Source organism: Actinoplanes italicus (assembly GCF_003001815.1).
Lineage (GTDB): Bacteria > Actinomycetota > Actinomycetes > Mycobacteriales > Micromonosporaceae > Actinoplanes > Actinoplanes italicus.
On the sequence record NZ_PVMZ01000012.1, the window covers coordinates 80827 to 97905 of the forward strand.

Consider the following 17079-nt stretch of genomic DNA (forward strand, 5'->3'; position numbering starts at 1 on the left):
ATTCCCCGCCGCCGCCGCCGCTGCCGCGCTGCCTCCTGGGCAGATCTTGTGACCTTGCGGCGGGTCGGGCAGCGCAACCTAACAAGATCTGTGAGGGCCGCTGTCAAGCGGTTGCGGCGCGGAGTAGCCGAGCGCCGCGCCGCGCCCCGCCGCGCCCGGCCGCGCCCCACCCCGCCCCGTCGCGCGGTCCATCAATGCGACAGATCTTGTGAGGTTGTGCCGCCTACGGAGCCCCATCCTCACAAGATCTGTGAGGGTCGCTGTTTAGCGGTTGCGGCGCGGGTGGCCTGCCGGCCTGCCGCGCCGCGCCGCGCCGCTCTGCCGCGCCGCGCCGCTCTGCCGCGCCGCGTGGTCCATCAATGCGACAGATCTTGTGAGGTTGTGCCACCTACGCAGCCCCATCCTCACAAGATCTGTCGTGCTGGGTGTGGGAGTGCTGGGTGTGGGAGTGCTGGCGGTGGGAAAAGGAACGGCCGGGTCCGACTGGCATCGGACCCGGCCGTTTCTCCGGTGGCTCGCGCTCTCACAGGGGGAAAGCGTTGGGGGAACGCTCAGTGGAGCAGCAAGCCCATTACTTGTAGGTCACATTGGAACTGGTGAATTTGCAGTAGGTGCCGTCGCCGCCGGTGCTCGCCTTGTAGGTGGCGATTTTCGTGGGTTCCGCGCCGGTCTTGTTGCCCTTGTAGGTGACGCAGATGGAGATCTTCTTGCTGCTGTCACCGGCGATGGTGATGCCGGAGAATGTCGCGGTGTCACCGAAGTTCGAGTTGATGCCGACCAGGCTCGAACCGGGGGCGGTGACGGCGATGTTCTTCAGGACGACGGCCCGCTTGTGCTGGGTGGAGCAGTTGCCGCAGGAGCGGTAGAGCTTGCCGAAGTCACTGACGGCGAAGTTGCTGACGGTCAGGGTGCCGCCGCCGTTGTGCTGGAACACCTTGTCGTCGGCGCCCTTGGCCGCGCCGCCGGTGACCGTGTACTTGGCGCTCGAACCGCCCTTGAAGGTGGCCGCGTCCTCGCCGACGTTCTCCCACCACACGTTGGAGATGGTGCAGGAGCCCAGGCAGTGGACGCCGTCGGCGGCGGGGGAGCCGATGATGACGTTCTTCAGGGTGGCGCCGTCGGCGAGGACGAACAGCGGGTCCTGTCCCTCCTCCTGGCCGGAGCCGCCGAGGGCGCCGCTGCCGACGTAACGTTTCAACCCGCCGTCGAGGGTGCCGGAGACCGACTTGCTGGCGGTGAGCTTCACGGTGCCGGTGGCGGTGGGCCATGTCGCGGCGGAGGCGCCCTGCGTGTAGACGATCGCGCCGAGTCCGAGTCCGAGAGCGGCGATCGCCACGACGCCTGCGCGCCACCGCTTCCGCAAATTGTTGAACACGTGAAGCCTTTCGGGGATGAATGGGAACGTGACCAATGCTGGCCCCATTCGGGAACCCCTGTCAACTCACTTAATCAGTAAATTAACCGGCCAATGGAATTGAATAGAGAAATGCATTCCACTGATTAAGTGTGTGGGCGACCCGGAAAGGTTGCCTGTAATTTTGTGTTACCGCCAGGTTACGGAACGTCCATGTCGGTATCGTCGGCGACATCGTCAACGGGCACCACCCTGACGGTGTTGGCACGCAGATAGTCACGTGCGCCCCGATCCCCGACGGCGGTCGAGGCCACGCCGGCCCAGTGGTCGCGGCCGAGCAGAACCGGGTGCCCGCGCCGATCGCCGTAACCGCCCATGACGAGGGCGTCGAGATCGGCGTGGGCGAGGATCCGGCGCACCGCCTCGGCGCTGACGCCCGGCATGTCGACCAGCAGGACCAGCGCGGCGGTTGCGCCGGTCGATTCGAGGGCGGCCAGGCCGGTACGCAATGACGAGCCCATTCCCGTCGCCCAGTCCGGGTTGACCACGGTCGAGGGCAGGTCCGGAGCGGCAGCCCGGACCTCCTCGGCCGCCGCGCCGAGCACCACCGTGACGTGCTCGCATCCGGCTTCGCGCAGCGTGGTCGCCGCACGCTGCACGAGCAGCCGGCCCTCGTACGGAACCAGCGCCTTCGGCATGCCATAGCGCCGACCGGCCCCGGCCGCCAGCACCAGCCCCGCAACCGTGATCACAACGAGCCGGGAGGGGTGGGGCTGGGAGAGGAACCGCCGGGAGGGGTGGGTCCGGGGGAAGAACCGCCGGGAGGGGTGGGTCCGGGGGAAGAACCGCCGGGAGGGGTGGGTCCGGGGGAAGAACCGCCGGGAGGGGTGGGTCCGGGAGAGGAAGCGCCGGGAGGGGTGGGTCCGGGAGAAGAGGAGCCGGGAGGCGTGGGTCCGGGAGGAGTGGGACTGGGAGAAGAAGGCCCGGGAGGGGCGGCGGGGCTGGGGGAAGACGAGCCGGAAGGGGAGGCGCTGGGAGAGGCGAGGGAGGCGGGGCGGGAGGCCGGCAGCACCAGGCCCCGGACCGCGGCCAGCGGCAACGCCGTCCGCGGGTGGTAAGCGGTGTGCCAGAGCCCACCGTGCGCGGCCGCGACCGCCTCGTCTGCCCAGGCGGCCCGTGTGGCCGGGCGTGGCTTGCGGAGCTGGTGCACGAGCAGCAACGCCATCAGTTTGCTGGCGGTCTCCGGCTCGAAGATCTCCACGTCGAACAGGTGCGCCCCGGCGTAGGCGGCGGCGAGCAGGCGGTTGCTGGTGACCGATTTGGTACGCGTAGGCGGCGCCACCGCGAAGCTGACCACCCCGTCGCGCCGGGTGAGGGTGGCCCGCCACCGGTGCACGCGCTTGGCAAGGGCGTAGTTGGGTCCCTGCTGCGGTACGAGACTGTCGTTGAGCCCCGGCACCTCGTCACACGGGTAGTTGGGCCGCATCAGCCGGCCACCCGAGACGGCGGCGGTCAGCTTCGACCGGACGCCGCGGGACGCGTACCGCTCCCGGGAATGAACGACGGCGGCGGCCGGGGTGGCATAGACGTCGGTCGGGGTGGCGAGGAAGGCCAGTGCCGTGTCGTTCCGATGGTGCCGCAGGTGGGTGCCGAGCGCGTCGACGGCCGCCGCGAGCAGCGGATAGGCGCCGCCGGGTGCGTAGACGTAGTTGCCGAGGATCAGCCGCCCGTCGAACCCGAGCACCCACTGGGCGATCCCACCCAGGTCGCTGAGCAGGTCGGCGCCGGGCACGTCACCGCTGACCGGGGCGAGCAGCCGCCCGGCCCCGCCCGCCGCGATCGACTCGACGCGCTGCCACACCCGTTCGCGGGGCAGGTCGAGGGCGAGCACGGTGCCGCCCCAGCCGAGTACCGCGCCGACCGGGCCCATCTCGGTGCCTGCTCCGGCCGCGACCAGGGTCTGGTCGCTCAGGTCGAGCCAGTCCGGTGACGCGATGACCTCGCGGACCGCTTCGGCGCACGAGTCCTCGATGACGCCGGCGGTCACCCATGCGTCGAGCCGGCGCCGGAGGGCGTCGCCGCGCAGCAGTTCGCCCCGGTACGGCAGCACGACCTCGGTCTCCGGCCGCTCCGAGCCCTTCACCTCGATCGTGTCGAACGACCGTCCGGGCGCCGCCATCATCGCCTGCGCCAGGGTGAACTCGCCGTCGTCACGCCGGTACCGGATGCGGGCCTGTACCGAGGCCAGACCGGCTTCGGCGAGCTCGTAGCCGGCCGCACCGTCGTCGGCCAGACCGGTCTCCACCAGGGCCTTGAAGTGACGCGGGTAGCCGCGCCGCCAGTCGGTCTCGCGCTCGGCGGCAGCGGCGGCGGACGGGTCGACGTGACGCAGCGCGTCGGCGACGACGGCCCGTCCGAAAGCGGTGCTGGACCGCCGGCCGGTCTCGTCGGCGGGGAAGTCGACCCCTTGCCTGATGGGCATGCCCTCCCGGCCCTCACCTTCGATGTCGTTGTTCGGTGCGGGTAGTGCCGCTCGATGCGGTCGGTCATGCCGTGGGGCGGTGTGATCCACCGCGCCAGTATGGGCGTCTCCTACCAAGGGAGGAGAGCCCCCTCCTTCGACCGGCCGTGGATGCGGCCGCCGGGCGGGCGATCCGGGCCCGCCTGCACGGGAACGTGTCCTCATGACCATCATCGATTCGCTGACCGCGGGAAGTATGGCCGCGTCGCGCAAGCCGGTCCGCTGGAACCGGCCGTTGCTCTTCCTGACCGCCGCCGCGGCGGTGCTGGCCGTCGTCTCCGTGGGCGGCATCCTCTTCGACGACCGGATCCTCACGGGCGTACCGATCTGGCTCAAGCCCTTCAAGTTCGCGGTTTCTTTCGTCCTGTACGCGTGGACGCTCGCCTGGATGCTGGCGGTCCTGCCGCGCCGCAGCCGCCCCGCCGAGTGGTCCGCCGTCATCATCGTCGGGGTGGCCGTCGGTGAGCTGGCCATCATCGTGACGCAGGTGCTCCGCGGGAAGGCCAGTCACTACAACGTGGACACCCCGTTCGACGAGCTGCTCTGGTCGCTCATGGGCACCTCGATCATGGTGCTGTTCTTCGCCCAGGTGGCGATCGGTGTGGTGACGCTGCGGCAGCGGATCCCGAACCGGGCGGCCGCCTTCGCGATCCGGCTCGGGCTGGGGATCTCACTGCTCGGCATGGGTCTGGCCTTCCTGATGACCGCACAGGTCACCGACACCGGGCTGATCGGGGCGCACTCGGTCGGCGTGGCCGACGGCGGCCCGAGCATGCCGGTCACCGGGTGGAGCACCACCGGCGGGGATCTGCGGATCGGCCACTTCGTCGGGCTGCACGCCCTGCAGGCGATCCCGCTGCTCGCGTTCGCGCTGGGCCGGTGGACCCGGCTGGCGGAAGTGGTGCGGGCACGTCTTGTGCTGATCGGCGGAAGCGCGTACGCCGTGATCGTGCTTCTTCTGACCTGGCAGGCGCTGCGTGCGCAACCGCTGCTGAAACCGGATGCCCTTACCCTCGCCGCGTTCGCCGCCGTGGCGGCCGTGACCGCCGTCGCGAGCGTCGCCGCGGTCCGGAGCAGGCCGTGACCGAGACCCTGTTCGATCTGACGTTCCTGCTGGCCGTGCCGTTCTGGGCGCTGATGATCCTGCTGCCGAAGTGGTCCTGGACCGAGCGGATCATGAAGAGCCCGCTGATCGTCCTGCCGATCGTGGCGATCTATGCGGCGCTGATCATCCCGGACTTCGCCGAGGTGTGGTCGTCGGTGTCGAACCCGACCCTGGGCGGGGTGGCCGAGCTGCTCGGCGCCCCGGCCGGGGCGGCGGCCGGCTGGGCCCACATGATCGCCTTCGACCTGTTCGTCGGCCGGTGGTCCTACCTGGACAGCCGCAAGCGGGGTGTGCCGGTGCTGCTGATGGCCCCGATCCTGCTGCTCACCATCATGCTGGGACCGCTCGGGCTGGCCGCCTACCTGGCCGTGCGCCCCTTCTGGCCCGAGCGCCTAGGCTGACCGGCATGAGCTGGGTGGGTCGTCTCCTCGACGTGCGGGAGACGCTTCCGCGGATGGTGCTGGTCATCCTCAGCGGTGTGGCCTACCTGCTGGTCATCTGCGGGACGCAGACGCCGCCGACGGGGCTGCAGTGGCTGCTCGCGGGCGCCGCGTTCGCGTCCGGGCTCCTGTTGCACCGGCGCCCGCAGATCAATCTGCTCGTACAGACCGTGTTATTCGCGGTGGCCCTGACCGTTCTCGACGATTCGACGATCAACCAGGTCGGCACCGCGTGGGCGCTCGGTGAGGTGGCCTTCTGGGCGCCGCGGGCGGCCTGGGTCTGGGGCGCCACCGGCATGGTCGCCGCGGTCTACGTCCTGCTCGGCATGCCCGGCTCGGAGGAGAGCCTCACCGAACAGCTCGTCGGCCTCGCCAGCAGCCTGGGCCTGCCGATCCTGATCGGCACGGTCGGGCGGACCACCCATGAGCTGGGCGTGCAGGCCGCCCGGCGGGCCGAGTCGGAGCAGCGTGCGGCCCGCGCCGACGAGCGGGCGGCCATCGCCCGTGAGCTGCACGACGTGGTCGCCCATCACATCGCCTCGGTGGTGCTGCGGGTCGGGGTGGCCCGGCACGTGCTCCCGGGCCTCGATGCGAAGGTGACCGACGTCTTCGACGACGTCCACCGGACCGGGACGGAGGCGTTGACGGATCTGCGGCGGCTGGTCGCGGTGTTGAGAGACCCCGATGGCGTACGGGGTGACGCGTCCCTCACGGCGATCGAGCCGTCGGCCCTGCCCGCGGCGCTGGCCGGTGCGGTGGAGAAGGCCCGCCTGGCCGGGGTGATCGTGGAGGCGGAGATCGACCCGGCGATCGGCGGTCTCGACGCGGTCCGTGGCCTCGCGGTGCTGCGTCTCACCCAGGAGGCGCTGACGAACGTGGCCAAGCACGCCGGCCCCGCCGCCACGGCTTCGCTGCGGGTGACCATGACCGGTTCTGATCTCGCCTGGGATGTGTCGGACGATGGTGGTCGCCTGCTGACCGGCCCGCGCGACGTCCCGGTCGGTGGCGGACACGGATTGACCGGCATGCGAGAGCGGGTCGAGGTGCTGGGCGGCGAGCTGACCGCCGGGCCGGAGGGGAAGGGATGGCGTGTGAGCACGGTGCTGCCGGGGTGATCCGGGTTCTGCTCGTGGACGACCAGCAGCTGATCCGGGCCGGGTTGCGGATGCTCTGCGACGCCGAGCCCGGCATGGAGGTCGTCGGTGAGGCCGGGGACGGGCGGGCCGCGATCGAGGCGGCCGCCCGCCTGCTGCCCGACGTGATCGTGATGGATCTGCGGATGCCCGGCGTCGACGGGATCACCGCGACCAGCCGGATCGTCTCGGCCCGCCCGTCGGCCCGGGTGCTGGTGCTGACCACGTTCGGCGACGACGACCACCTCTATCCCGCGTTGCAGGCGGGCGCCTGCGGGTTCCTGCTCAAGGACGCGCCGCCGGAGGAACTGCTCGGCGGCATCCGGCAGGCCGCGTCCGGGGAGAGCCCGTTCAGCCAGGAGGTGCTGATGCGGCTGGTCCGCCGGGCGGTCGACGCGCGCCCGGAGCAGCGTGGGCGCGTGGACGGCCTGACCGTCCGCGAGCAGGAGGTGCTCGACCTGGTGGGGGAGGGTCTGAGCAACAACGAGATCGCCGAGCGGATGCACATCGGCGTGACGACGGTGAAGAGTCACATCGCCGCGCTGATGACCAAGACCGGCAGCCCGAACCGGGTCCGCCTGGCCCTGCTGGCGCACAGCCTCTAAACCTCAACCCGGATGTCGTACGGCCGATCACCCCGGGCATGCGCAAGTGGATCGCCGCGGCCGTGGTCGCCTCCGCCCTCACGACCCCGGTTCCGGCGTACGCCGCCGAGCCGCTGGGCCGTTACATCGTCACGCTCTCCGACGGCGCCGCCGGCCTCTCGGCGCACGGTCTCGGCACCGGCCGTCTGCTGCGGGACTTCCGCGGTTTCCCCGGTTTCGTCGCGGAACTGACCGCGGCCCAGGCCCACCGGCTCGCCGCCGACCCGTCCGTCCGGCACGTCGAACCGGACCGCAAGGTCGCCCTCACCGGCACGCAGAAGAACCCGGTCTGGGGCCTGGACCGCGTGGACCAGCGCGGGAAGTCGCTCTCCAAGAGCTACCGGCCGTCGGCCGACGGCGACTCGGTGCACGCCTACGTGATCGACACGGGGATCCGGATCGGCCATCAGCAGTTCGGCGGGCGGGCCACGCACGGGTACGACTTCGTCGGCCAAGACGCGGACGCGAGTGACTGCAACGGTCACGGTACGCACGTCGCCGGCACGATCGGCGGGTCGACGTATGGCGTGGCCAAGAAGGTCAAGCTGGTCGGCATCCGGGTGCTGGACTGCGCGGGCGAGGGCTGGGTGTCGGACATCATCGACGGCATCGCCTGGGTGACCGAGAACGCGGTCCACCCGGCGGTGGCCAACATGAGCCTGGGCGGCGGTTACAGCCCGGCGCTCGACCTGGCCGTGCGGGACTCGATCGCGAGCGGCGTCACCTACGTGGTGGCGGCCGGCAACGAGGACATGGACGCCTCGCTGAGCAGCCCGGCCGACGTGGCGCAGGCGGTCACCGTGGCGGCGACCGACAGCAGGGACCGGCGGGCGTCGTTCTCCAACTACGGCAAGGGCGTGGATCTGTTCGCGCCGGGCGTCGACATCAAGTCGGCCACCGCGGCGAGCAACACGGCCACCGCGAAGTACAGCGGCACGTCGATGGCGGCCCCGCACGTGGCGGGCGCGGCCGCGCTGATCCTTGACGCCTACCCCGGCTGGACCCCGGCGAGGGTGCAGGCGAAGCTGATCGCCGACTCCACCAAGAACAAGGTGTCCGACAGGGCGGGTTCGCCGAACCGGCTGCTGTTCGTCCCGGCGCCGCCGAAGGCCCCGGTGATCGCGACCTCGCAGACGGCGACCGCCGAGGTGGGACGGCCGTATTCGACCCGCCTGGCGCTCGCCGCGAGCCGTCGCGGCAGCTGGCGGATCGACGCCGGAACCCTGCCGGCCGGGCTGTCGCTGTCCTCGTCCGGTGTGCTCTCCGGCACCCCGGCGAAGGCCGGCCGCTACACCGTGACGGTCCGCTTCACCGACTACGTGCCGCAGGTGGTGACCAAGCGGGTGGTGATCCCGGTGGTGGCGTCCACCCCGGTGATCGAGACCGGGTCGCTGCCCGGCACGGCCGTCGACGAGGCGTACGAGCAGCAGCTCACGGTCGTCGACGGGCGGGACGGGACCTGGTCGCTGAGTGCCGGAGCGCTTCCGGACGGACTGGATCTCTCCGAGTCCGGCCTGATCTCCGGCACCGCGGCCACGAGCGGCCTGTTCACCTTCACGGTCCGGTTCACCGACGCCTGGAACCAGTCGGCGACGGGGAACTTCACGATCGCCGTCGGCTGACCCTGATCACCAGTCGAGCGCGGCCGCGTACTTCTGCGCGATCGCGCTCGACTCCGGCAGGTCGGACTCCAGCACCGGCAGGCCCGGCCGGACCACGATGGCGCCGAGTTCGACCAGGAGCTGACGCAGCAGCGCCTCGGCGGCCGCGGCCTGCGGTGCGACCCCGGCGGTCACCACCGGGACGGCCAGTTTGCCGGCCAGCGCGTTGGCCGGCAGCTGGTCGAGCAGCACCTTGAGCACACCGGTGTAGCTGCCCTTGTAGGTCGGGGTGGCTACGACCAGGAGGTTCGCCTCGCTGAGGACCGCGAGCGCGGCCTTCGTCGCCTCGTCGCCGGGCGTGAGCAGACCCGCCCCGAGCGAGCCGACCTCGATGACGTGTGGTTGCGGCGAGCCGAGCTGTCCGGCGATGGCCTCCCCGACCGCCACGGCCAGTGTCGACGTTCGTGATCCGGCCCGCGGGTTGCCGGAGATCACCACGATTCCCGTCATTGTGATGCACCTTTCTCTAGGGCCCGGCTGGCTTTCACCGCTGTCCCGGCGCCGCTGGGACAGCGGTGAAGGCCAGCCGGGTTTCTCAGGCGGCCCGGCGGAGCCGGTTGTACGAGCCGTCGTGACAGGCCGGCGGCGTCGCCGCCCGGTCGTCGTGGAGAGCGCCGGTCTCGGGCGAGGCCGGTCGCAGCGGCGCACGGAAGCTGCCCGCGTCCAGGAGAGTGCTGACGGTCATGGTCCGAAATCCTAGTTACCCGATAGGGATTTGTCACCAGGGTGGATATGATGCCTGCCACTGCCTATCTAGCAGATAGGAATAGTATCCTTGCTTCACTCACCGTGAAGGAGTCGCAGATGTCCGCTCTCGCCGTCGCCCACCCGCATTCCACGTACCCCCGCCCGGTCCTGCTAAGGCCCGTGCCCGACCCGCCGCCGGAGCAGCATGTGGAGGACGACCAGCCGGTTACCGTGACGATCAGCATCGCGGGCGGTGCCGGCGGCCGCGAGCGCGTGCTCGCCGCACTGCGTGAACTGGTCGACGCCGCCGGCGCGACCGCGGCCGTGGAGCTGGACGGCGCCGCCGAGCCCGTGGCCGTGGAGACCGCCGGCGAGATCCGCCTCGACCCGCGGGCGCGCACCGCGTTCCGGGGTGGCCGGCTGCTCGAACTCAGCCGCCTGGAGTACGACCTGCTGCTCTTCCTGGCCCGTCACCCGCGCCAGGTGTTCAGCCGCTCACAGCTGCTCACCCATGTCTGGGGTCACCGGCACACCACCAACCGCACGGTCGACGTGCACGTGAGCCGCCTGCGGACCAAGCTGGACGATCCGGAGCTGATCACCACGGTGTACGGCCTCGGTTACCGGCTCGCCGATGACGCCGCGATCGTCGTCGACGAGCGGTAGGTGAGCCGTCCCCGTGTGTCGATGTAGCCGCCGCGCCGGCCGGTGACCCCAGGTCACCGGCCGGCCGCGTTTTATATGGACTCATCCCGAACGGGTAATAGGTCCACGGTATGGCTACGGTGTTTTGCCTGGTCAGGCCTATGTTGATCAGTTTGCGGTGATCGTTCACACATCTTGCCATCAGATAGAGGAATTTAAATACTTGCGAGCACGCGGTGCGCTGAAGCGGGCGTACCACCCCCTACCCGTTCCCCCTGGGAGGAAACGTGCTCAACCCGAAGCTTCGCCGACCGATCGTCGGCCTGGCCGTGGGCATCCTCGTCGGAAGCGGACTCGCCGCCACCCCCGCGACGGCCGCCCCGATCGCCCCCGCCGACATCAACACCTTCGCCTCCAGCCTCGATACCCGGCTGGGCGCGCGTGACGCAGGCTCCTATCTCGACTCCTCCGGCAAGCTCGTCGTCAACGTGACCGACGCCGCGACCGCCGCCGAGGTGAAGGCCGCCGGCGCCACCCCGCGCTTCGTGGCCCGCAGCGGAGCCACGCTGGCCGCCGCCGACGAGAGCCTGAAGGTCAACCTGAAGACGCCCGGCACCGCGTTCGCCGTCGACCCGGTCACCAACCAGGTGGTCGTCTCCGTCGACGAGAGCATCACCGGCGCCAAGCTCGCCGCGGTCAAGGCGACCGTCGCCAAGCTCGGCGACGCGGCTCGCGTCGAGAGCATCCCCGGCAAGATCAGCCTGCGGATCTCCGGCGGTGACGCCATCTACTCCGGTGGCGGCCGCTGCTCGCTCGGCTTCAACGTCCGCAACAGCGCCGGCACCAACTACTTCCTGACCGCCGGCCACTGCACCCGGGGCACCTCGTCCTGGAACAACGGCTCGGTGACGCTCGGCACCACCGCGGGCAGCAGCTTCCCGGGCAACGACTACGGCATCGTCCGCTACACCAACACGACGATCACCAAGACCGGCGGCGTCGGCACCAACATCGACATCACCGGCGCCTCGACCCCGGCCGTCAACGCGACCGTCTACCGTCGTGGCTCCACCACGGGTACCCGCTCCGGCCGGGTCACCGCGCTCAACAGCACGGTGAACTACGCCGAGGGCTCGGTCTCCGGCCTGATCCGCACCACCGTCTGCGCCCAGCCGGGCGACAGCGGCGGCTCGCTCTACTCGGGCAGCACCGCGCACGGCCTGACCTCGGGCGGTAGCGGCAACTGCACCAGCGGTGGCGTGACCTACTTCCAGCCGGTCACCGAGGCCCTCAGCGCGTACGGCGTCTCGGTCTTCTGATCCAACGGCCCGGTCGCGAAGCCCACTGACGTGCGCTCTCCGAACAGGGCCGGGCCGGCACGGACACCAGCCCCCGATCACTTGATCGGGGGCTGATGTCATGTATCACAATCCATGGATGACCACAGTGAACAACGGCCGCAAGGTGCACCGCGGCGCCGGAACGCCGGGCTGCCCGGTCCGGCACGGCGACGACGGCGTCTGGCACATCCAGGACTACGCCACCGCCCGGCTGTTCCTGCGGCACACCGACACCCGTCAGGCCGGCCTCGGTATCGAGAACGCGCTGCGACACTCCGGCCGGATGCGGCTGCCGATGCTCTACCGGGACGGGCCCGAGCACCGCGAGCAGCGGCGGCAGACCGCCCGGTACTTCACCCCGAAGCGGGTCGAGTCGGCCTATCAGGGCCTGATGCACCGCCTCGCCGACGAGCAGTGCAAGGTGCTCCGGCGGCGCGGCGCGGCCGACCTCTCGGCGCTCTCCTTCCAGCTCGCGGTCGCCGTCGCCGCCGAGGTCGTCGGGCTGACCGAGAGCGCACCCGGGATGCCGCAGCGGCTCGACCGGTTCTTCCGCATCCCCGACCCGCACGCGCGCGGTCTCTCCGCTGCCCGGCAGAAGGCCTTCAACAACTACGTCCTGCTGTCGTTCCTCTGGCGCGACGTCCGCCCGGCCGTCGCCGCGCGCCGCCGGAACCGGCGCGACGACCTGATCTCGCACCTGCTCGACGAGGGCTGCAACACCGCCGAGATCCTCGGCGAGTGCGTCACCTTCGCGGCCGCCGGGATGGTCACCACCCGGGAGTTCATCACGGTCGCCGGCTGGCACCTGCTCACCGACGAGACCTTGCGGGAGCGGTACGCCTCCGGCGCCCGGCAGGAACGGTTGGCGATCCTGCACGAGATCCTACGACTCGAACCGGTCGTCGGGGACTTGCTGCGCTGGACCACCGCCGACGTCGAGGTCGGTGACGTGACCATCCCGTCCGGCGCGCGGGTGGACGTGGGTGTGGCGGCGGCCAATCTGGACACGAGCGAGGCCGGGGCCCAGCCGGGCGCGGTGTGCCCCGGACGGGCGGTCGGCCCCGGCCTGTCCTTCGGCGACGGCGCGCACAAGTGTCCCGGCGCGCACATCGCCATGCAGGAGACCGACATCTTCCTCAGCAGGCTGTTCGCCATGCCGGGCCTGCGGATGATCCAGGAGCCGACCGTGACGATCCGGCCGGACATCGCCTCTTACGAGCTGAAGGGCATGATCCTGGCCGTCTGATCACGATCGGCTGATCACGACTGGTCGTGCGTGCGTTCCTCGCCGCGGCGGCGCAGCATCTTCAGGCCGGGAAGCCCGGCGATCGCCAGGTGCAGATCCTCGGTCACCTCGAGCAGTTTGTGCAGGTCCGGGCCGACCCGGTCGAGCTTGCCGAGCAACGGCATCACGTCGTGCACCAGGTGGCGCTGCAGGGCGGGCAGCTCGTCGATCATCCGGATCGCGGCGGTCACCTCGTCCGGGGTGAGCTCGGAAACGAATCGTGCGGCGAGCGGAGCGGCGCTACGCAGGGTGGGCGAATAGTCGCCGACCATTGCCTCGACCTCCCCGGCGACCGCGCCGGCGCGAGAAGTGATGACCGTCACATCGCCGACCGCGGTGGCCGCGTCGCCGACCACCACCCCGGCGGCCTCGGCCGTGATCGACGCCCGGCGGATCAGATCGCCGGCCGCCGTCGCGATGGTGGCCACCTCGTCCACGGCGAGAGCCGCGGCCGTCGCGGTCGCACGGGTGTCGGCGATCGCCGACTCGGCGCCCGCGGCCACCGCGGAAACCCTCTTGATCAGGTCCTCCACCTGCGCGACGGCCAGAGTGATGCGGTTGATCAGCAGCTCTGTCTGGCCGATCAGGGCGACGGCCCGGACCGGGATCGTCGCCGCGGTGGCCGCCGTCTCGATCACCTTGCCGGCTGCCGCTGCGGTCGACTGGATGACGCCGGACAGAAAAGTGAGCATGTGCCCATTGTGCGCCGTCATCGCATCCGCCACCTGGTGACAGACCGTGCCGACGCTGGAGCCGAGCGTCGAAAGTCGGGAATACACAGGATCCGGATGAGCCATCCGGTGGTCGGACACGGCAGTATGCATGGGTGCTTCGTACCCGGAACCTCATCGTGACGGCGGCCGCGCTCGGCATCCTGGGCGGCTCGGTCCTGGTGGCCAAGGGGCTTCTGGCCGACAGTGGCACCGGCGGGACCGGCGGCGGCGCCCTGGCCGGCGCCTTCCGGGACACCCCCAAGGCGTCGCCAACGCCGACCGGCCCCACTCCGGAGGAACTCGCCGCCATCGAGCGGGCCAAACGGGTCAAGGCGCTGGACGCGGCGATGAAGAAGTACGCGTCCGGCAAACCCGAGTTCTCCGTCGCCGTCTTCGACCGGACCACCGGCGAGACCTGGTCCTACCGTGGCGACGAGAAGTATGAGACCGCCAGTGTGGTCAAGGTTCAGGTGCTCGCCTGCCTGCTGCTCACCGCCCAGGACGACGGCCGCAAGCTGACGAGCAGCGAGAAGTCGCTGGCCGACAAGATGATCCGTTTCAGCGACAACGCCGCCACCACGTCGCTCTACGGCAAGGTGGGCCGGATCAACGGGCTGACGGCGTGCAACAAGCGGCTCGGTCTGACCCAGACCAAGGTCAGCAGCTCCTGGGGTCTCACCAGGACGACCGTGAAGGACCAGGTGAAGCTGCTGTCCCAACTGGTCGACGACGAGAGCGAACTGACCAAGACCTCCCGTGAGTACGCCCACAAGCTGATGAGCACGGTCGCCCCCGACCAGGACTGGGGTGTCCCGGCCGCGGCCAAGGACGGCGAGGACGCCACCGTCAAGAACGGCTGGCTCCAGCGGTCCACCGAGAGCAACCTGTGGATCATCAACTCGGTCGGTCAGATCATCGACGACGACACCGACGTCTCCATCGCCGTGCTGTCGCACACCAACAAGACGATGCCCAACGGGATCTCCCTCGTGGAGAAGGCCGCCAAGCTGACCCGGACACACCTCAAGTACTGAGCAGGTCCTTCACCCGGCCGCGCCGGCCGTCCAGGATCCGCTGCGGATCGGCCGCGAGCACACCGTCCAGCAGCGTCGCGTAGACGTCCCGGAAGTCGACGGTGAACTTGAGGTCGCCGTCGTCGAGATCGGTGAGGCTGGGCGGCTCGCCGTGCAGGCCACCCCGCACCCCGTCACCCAGCAGGAACATGTCCGACGCGGTGCCGTGGTCGGTGCCGTCCGAGGCGTTGGCCCGCACCCGGCGGCCGAACTCCGAGTACACCGCGACCACCACGCCCTTGCCTGCCATCCGGTCGGCGAAGGCGGTCAGCGGCTCGTCCAGCCGGGCGAGCAGCGAACGCTGCTGGGCCTTGCCGTCGGCGTGCAGGTCGAACCCTCCCAGCGACACCGAGTAGACGCGGGTCGCCGCGCCCGCTTCGATGCATCTGGCGACCAGGGCCAGCTGCTGGTCCAGTGGCGGCGCTGCGCCACCGGTCGCGGTGGCCGCCGGCTCCTCGCCGTCGTCGGTCTCGTCCCCCTCCGAGGCGCCCTCGGTGACCTGCCGCATCAGGTCCTGGACCCGCATCAGGTCGGCGAAGCAGGCCGCTGCCCGGGCCAGCGCCGGCGACTCGCCGGGCGACGGCCTGCCGAGACCGCTGACCAGATCCCCGGACACGCCGCCGGGCAGCGACAGCACCCCGCCGGGAACCGTGGCCCCGGCGCTCGTCGCACCGGCCAGCAGCGGCGGCAGGACCGGCTCGAACGAGACCGCCAGCCGCGGATCACCGCCCACCGTGTCGAGCCAGCGGCCGAGCCAGCCGGTGACGCCCGGCCGGTCGGGCTGCGCGGTCTGCCAGATGTCCATCGACTGGAAGTGGCTGCGGTTCGGTTTCGGATAGCCGACCCCGCGGACGACGGCCAGCCGCCGGTTCTGGAAGAGCCGGTGCAGTCCGGCCAGGCCCGGGTTCAGCCCTACGCCGCCGTCCAGGTCGAGGACCTCGCCCGGTAGGTAGGCCAGATCGGGCCGAGCCGACCGGTACGCCGGATCCGCGTACGGGATCACGGTGTTCAGTCCGTCGTTGCCGCCGTAGAGGGTGACCAGCACGAGGACCTTCGCCGCCGGGTCACGGTCACCCGCGGTGTCCAGGATGTCCCGCAGGCCGTATGCCGTCGCGCCGGCCGCCAGCACGCCACCGGTGACGCCGCTGGCGACGAGGAAACGGCGACGGGTGAGGGTGTCCATTCGTTCGTCCTCCTCAGTGAATCGCGTACTCGGGGCTGGCCAGCCCGGCCGCCAGCAGGCGTCGGGGGTTCTTGACGGTCCGCAGCGCGGCGGCCGTCCGATCGGTCCAGCCGTCGATCACGAGCATGTCGGCCAGCGCTTCGAGACGGTCGCCGCCCGTGAGCCTCTCGCCGGCCTCGGGTGCCAGGCCCGCGATCTGCTGCCCGGCCCGGAGCCGGGTCAGGGCCGAGGCCGTCGTCAGCCAGGCCGCGCCGGCCGGCCAGCCACCGACCGAGGGCGGCCGCAACGGGACCTGGCCCAGCGCCCGGAGCGTGCCGGACAGCCGCCGTTGCTCGCCGGTCGGCACACCGAGCTGCCGTATCGCGCCGACCAGCCACTCGACCGGTTGTTTGACCAGGGTTCCGTTGGTGGCCTCGAACGCGGGGTCCCGGCAGATCGCGGTCAGCAGGGCCGTGGCGTCCCGGCCGGCGGCGGCGATCCCGGCCGCTGGTGCGGTGTCCGAGGAGGCGTACCGGGCCCACAACCGGCGGGCCAGGAAGGGAACGTGCGCCTCGTGCCGCACCAGGGCGTCGGCGTACGAGTCGACGTCGAACGTCCCGGTCCGGCCGAGAAGCGTGACCGGCCGGTCGTCGTGGCGGCCCGGGGCGAGCCGGGCCGTGCCTGCCGCCCGGTCGACCTGCCAGCCGGTGAGCACCCGCGCCGCCGCTTTCACGTCGTCCTCGGTGTAGGCGCCGACGCCCAGCGTGAACAGTTCCATGACCTCGCGGGCCAGGTTCTCGTTCGGTGCTCTGCGAGTGTTCTTCTGCCCGTCCAGCCAGAGGATCAGCGCCGGGTCGCGCAGCATCGCCCGGACCAGTGGTCCGGTGTCTCCGTGGCCGTACCGCCGGAAGATCTGCTGTTGCCCGAGCATCAGCTGGGCGGATCGCACCTTGCGGGCGCTGGTGGCCCAATGGCCGTGCCAGAAGAACGTCAGCTTCTCGGCCGCGCCACCGTCCGCCATCCGCGCCAGCCACCAGCGCGTCAGCTCGGTGACCTGCTCACCCTGCCGGCGGCGGGCCTCCTGCCGTTGCTCGCGGGTCGACCCCGGGCCGAGGCTCGCGGCCGGGTCCGGGCCCAGGGCGGGTGGTGGTACGGCGACGGCCGGGCGCAGCAGCGAGGCGAGCATGGCGTCGTACCCGGTCCGGGTCGCGGCATCGACCTCGGCCGAGGTGGGCCCGAACGTCAGCCGGCGGAGCAGGTGCGACACCAGGCGGCGATCAGTCATGCGGGAAACGTAGAGCGTCGATGTAAGGGAG

General features: G+C 70.9%; 17 protein-coding genes. 9 read left to right on the plus strand and 8 right to left on the minus strand.

The window, feature by feature from the left end:
* Window positions 1–571: 571 nt before the first annotated feature.
* From CLV67_RS27440 to CLV67_RS27455, 3 genes are all read right to left on the minus strand, one after another.
* The gene (locus CLV67_RS27440) at window positions 572–1336 is read right to left on the minus strand and encodes a pectate lyase (protein ID WP_239166581.1); all 765 of its coding nucleotides are present in this window, start codon (window positions 1334–1336) and stop codon (window positions 572–574) included.
* A 218-nt stretch (window positions 1337–1554) separates the two neighbouring features.
* A complete protein-coding gene (locus CLV67_RS27445) occupies window positions 1555–2106 on the minus strand; it encodes a nucleotidyltransferase family protein (RefSeq protein WP_373873173.1) in 552 nt (183 codons plus the stop codon).
* Window positions 2103–3836 carry a hypothetical protein gene (locus CLV67_RS27455; RefSeq protein ID WP_249037969.1) on the minus strand — a complete coding sequence of 578 codons (1734 nt, stop codon included), beginning with the start codon at window positions 3834–3836 and terminating at the stop codon, window positions 2103–2105. The genes CLV67_RS27445 and CLV67_RS27455 overlap by 4 nt, the downstream gene beginning before the upstream one ends.
* A 202-nt stretch (window positions 3837–4038) precedes the next feature.
* On the opposite strand from CLV67_RS27455, the gene CLV67_RS27460 reads away from it, so the two are divergent.
* Genes CLV67_RS27460 through CLV67_RS27480 form a run of 5 tightly spaced genes read left to right on the plus strand, consistent with a single transcriptional unit; the run spans window position 4039 to window position 8819 of the window.
* Window positions 4039–4959, plus strand: coding sequence for a hypothetical protein (locus tag CLV67_RS27460; RefSeq protein ID WP_239166583.1), 921 nt, complete (start codon window positions 4039–4041; stop codon window positions 4957–4959).
* A complete protein-coding gene (locus tag CLV67_RS27465) occupies window positions 4956–5381 on the plus strand; it encodes an ABA4-like family protein (RefSeq protein WP_106323362.1) in 426 nt (141 codons plus the stop codon). The genes CLV67_RS27460 and CLV67_RS27465 overlap by 4 nt, the downstream gene beginning before the upstream one ends.
* A 5-nt stretch (window positions 5382–5386) precedes the next feature.
* Entirely contained in the window at window positions 5387–6535 is a 1149-nt protein-coding gene (locus CLV67_RS27470; protein WP_106323364.1) for a sensor histidine kinase, read from the plus strand.
* Window positions 6532–7158 (plus strand): response regulator transcription factor, encoded by a 627-nt coding sequence (locus tag CLV67_RS27475; protein WP_106323366.1) that lies wholly within the window; start codon window positions 6532–6534, stop codon window positions 7156–7158. The genes CLV67_RS27470 and CLV67_RS27475 overlap by 4 nt, the downstream gene beginning before the upstream one ends.
* Before the next feature lie 38 nt (window positions 7159–7196).
* Window positions 7197–8819: a S8 family peptidase gene (locus CLV67_RS27480; protein WP_106323368.1), complete on the plus strand. Its 1623-nt coding sequence runs from the start codon at window positions 7197–7199 to the stop codon at window positions 8817–8819.
* Between the two features lie 6 nt (window positions 8820–8825).
* Here CLV67_RS27480 and CLV67_RS27485 read toward each other — a convergent pair whose 3' ends face one another.
* Complete coding sequence (locus tag CLV67_RS27485) at window positions 8826–9308, minus strand: NADPH-dependent FMN reductase (RefSeq protein ID WP_106323370.1); 483 nt, start codon at window positions 9306–9308, stop codon at window positions 8826–8828.
* Window positions 9309–9393: 85 nt separating this feature from the next.
* The gene (locus tag CLV67_RS52065) at window positions 9394–9543 is read right to left on the minus strand and encodes a hypothetical protein (RefSeq protein WP_170154020.1); all 150 of its coding nucleotides are present in this window, start codon (window positions 9541–9543) and stop codon (window positions 9394–9396) included.
* A gap of 119 nt (window positions 9544–9662) precedes the next feature.
* Here CLV67_RS52065 and CLV67_RS27490 point away from each other — a divergent pair, with 119 nt between their 5' ends.
* From CLV67_RS27490 to CLV67_RS27500, 3 genes are all read left to right on the plus strand, one after another.
* Window positions 9663–10211 carry a winged helix-turn-helix domain-containing protein gene (locus CLV67_RS27490; RefSeq protein WP_106323372.1) on the plus strand — a complete coding sequence of 183 codons (549 nt, stop codon included), beginning with the start codon at window positions 9663–9665 and terminating at the stop codon, window positions 10209–10211.
* Window positions 10212–10477: 266 nt separating this feature from the next.
* Complete coding sequence (locus CLV67_RS27495; RefSeq protein WP_106323374.1) at window positions 10478–11509, plus strand: S1 family peptidase; 1032 nt, start codon at window positions 10478–10480, stop codon at window positions 11507–11509.
* Window positions 11510–11627: 118 nt separating this feature from the next.
* The gene (locus tag CLV67_RS27500; protein ID WP_106323702.1) at window positions 11628–12776 is read left to right on the plus strand and encodes a cytochrome P450; all 1149 of its coding nucleotides are present in this window, start codon (window positions 11628–11630) and stop codon (window positions 12774–12776) included.
* A 14-nt stretch (window positions 12777–12790) separates the two neighbouring features.
* On the opposite strand, the gene CLV67_RS27505 is transcribed toward CLV67_RS27500, so the two are convergent.
* Complete coding sequence (locus CLV67_RS27505; protein ID WP_106323376.1) at window positions 12791–13507, minus strand: hypothetical protein; 717 nt, start codon at window positions 13505–13507, stop codon at window positions 12791–12793.
* 134 nt (window positions 13508–13641) lie between these two features.
* On the opposite strand from CLV67_RS27505, the gene CLV67_RS27510 reads away from it, so the two are divergent.
* A complete protein-coding gene (locus CLV67_RS27510; RefSeq protein WP_239166584.1) occupies window positions 13642–14562 on the plus strand; it encodes a serine hydrolase in 921 nt (306 codons plus the stop codon).
* Here CLV67_RS27510 and CLV67_RS27515 read toward each other — a convergent pair.
* Both CLV67_RS27515 and CLV67_RS27520 read right to left on the minus strand, forming a co-directional pair.
* Window positions 14552–15784, minus strand: a complete 1233-nt coding sequence (locus tag CLV67_RS27515) for a DUF1501 domain-containing protein (protein WP_106323378.1) — start codon at window positions 15782–15784, stop codon at window positions 14552–14554. The genes CLV67_RS27510 and CLV67_RS27515 overlap by 11 nt on opposite strands.
* Window positions 15785–15797: 13 nt before the next feature.
* Window positions 15798–17048: a DUF1800 domain-containing protein gene (locus tag CLV67_RS27520; RefSeq protein ID WP_106323380.1), complete on the minus strand. Its 1251-nt coding sequence runs from the start codon at window positions 17046–17048 to the stop codon at window positions 15798–15800.
* Between the last annotated feature and the right edge of the window lie 31 nt (window positions 17049–17079).

Bases quoted from the DNA above. Each gene is read 5' to 3' on its own strand.
- CLV67_RS27520 (WP_106323380.1), bottom strand. From the start codon at position 17,048: ATGACTGATCGCCGCCTGGTGTCGCACCTGCTCCGCCGGCTGACGTTC.
- CLV67_RS27480 (WP_106323368.1), top strand. From the start codon at position 7,197: ATGCGCAAGTGGATCGCCGCGGCCGTGGTCGCCTCCGCCCTCACGACC.
- CLV67_RS27490 (WP_106323372.1), top strand. From the start codon at position 9,663: ATGTCCGCTCTCGCCGTCGCCCACCCGCATTCCACGTACCCCCGCCCG.
- CLV67_RS27460 (WP_239166583.1), top strand. From the start codon at position 4,039: ATGACCATCATCGATTCGCTGACCGCGGGAAGTATGGCCGCGTCGCGC.
- CLV67_RS27455 (WP_249037969.1), bottom strand. From the start codon at position 3,836: ATGCCCATCAGGCAAGGGGTCGACTTCCCCGCCGACGAGACCGGCCGG.
- CLV67_RS27485 (WP_106323370.1), bottom strand. From the start codon at position 9,308: ATGACGGGAATCGTGGTGATCTCCGGCAACCCGCGGGCCGGATCACGA.
- CLV67_RS27505 (WP_106323376.1), bottom strand. From the start codon at position 13,507: ATGCTCACTTTTCTGTCCGGCGTCATCCAGTCGACCGCAGCGGCAGCC.
- CLV67_RS52065 (WP_170154020.1), bottom strand. From the start codon at position 9,543: ATGACCGTCAGCACTCTCCTGGACGCGGGCAGCTTCCGTGCGCCGCTG.
- CLV67_RS27470 (WP_106323364.1), top strand. From the start codon at position 5,387: ATGAGCTGGGTGGGTCGTCTCCTCGACGTGCGGGAGACGCTTCCGCGG.
- CLV67_RS27500 (WP_106323702.1), top strand. From the start codon at position 11,628: ATGACCACAGTGAACAACGGCCGCAAGGTGCACCGCGGCGCCGGAACG.
- CLV67_RS27515 (WP_106323378.1), bottom strand. From the start codon at position 15,784: ATGGACACCCTCACCCGTCGCCGTTTCCTCGTCGCCAGCGGCGTCACC.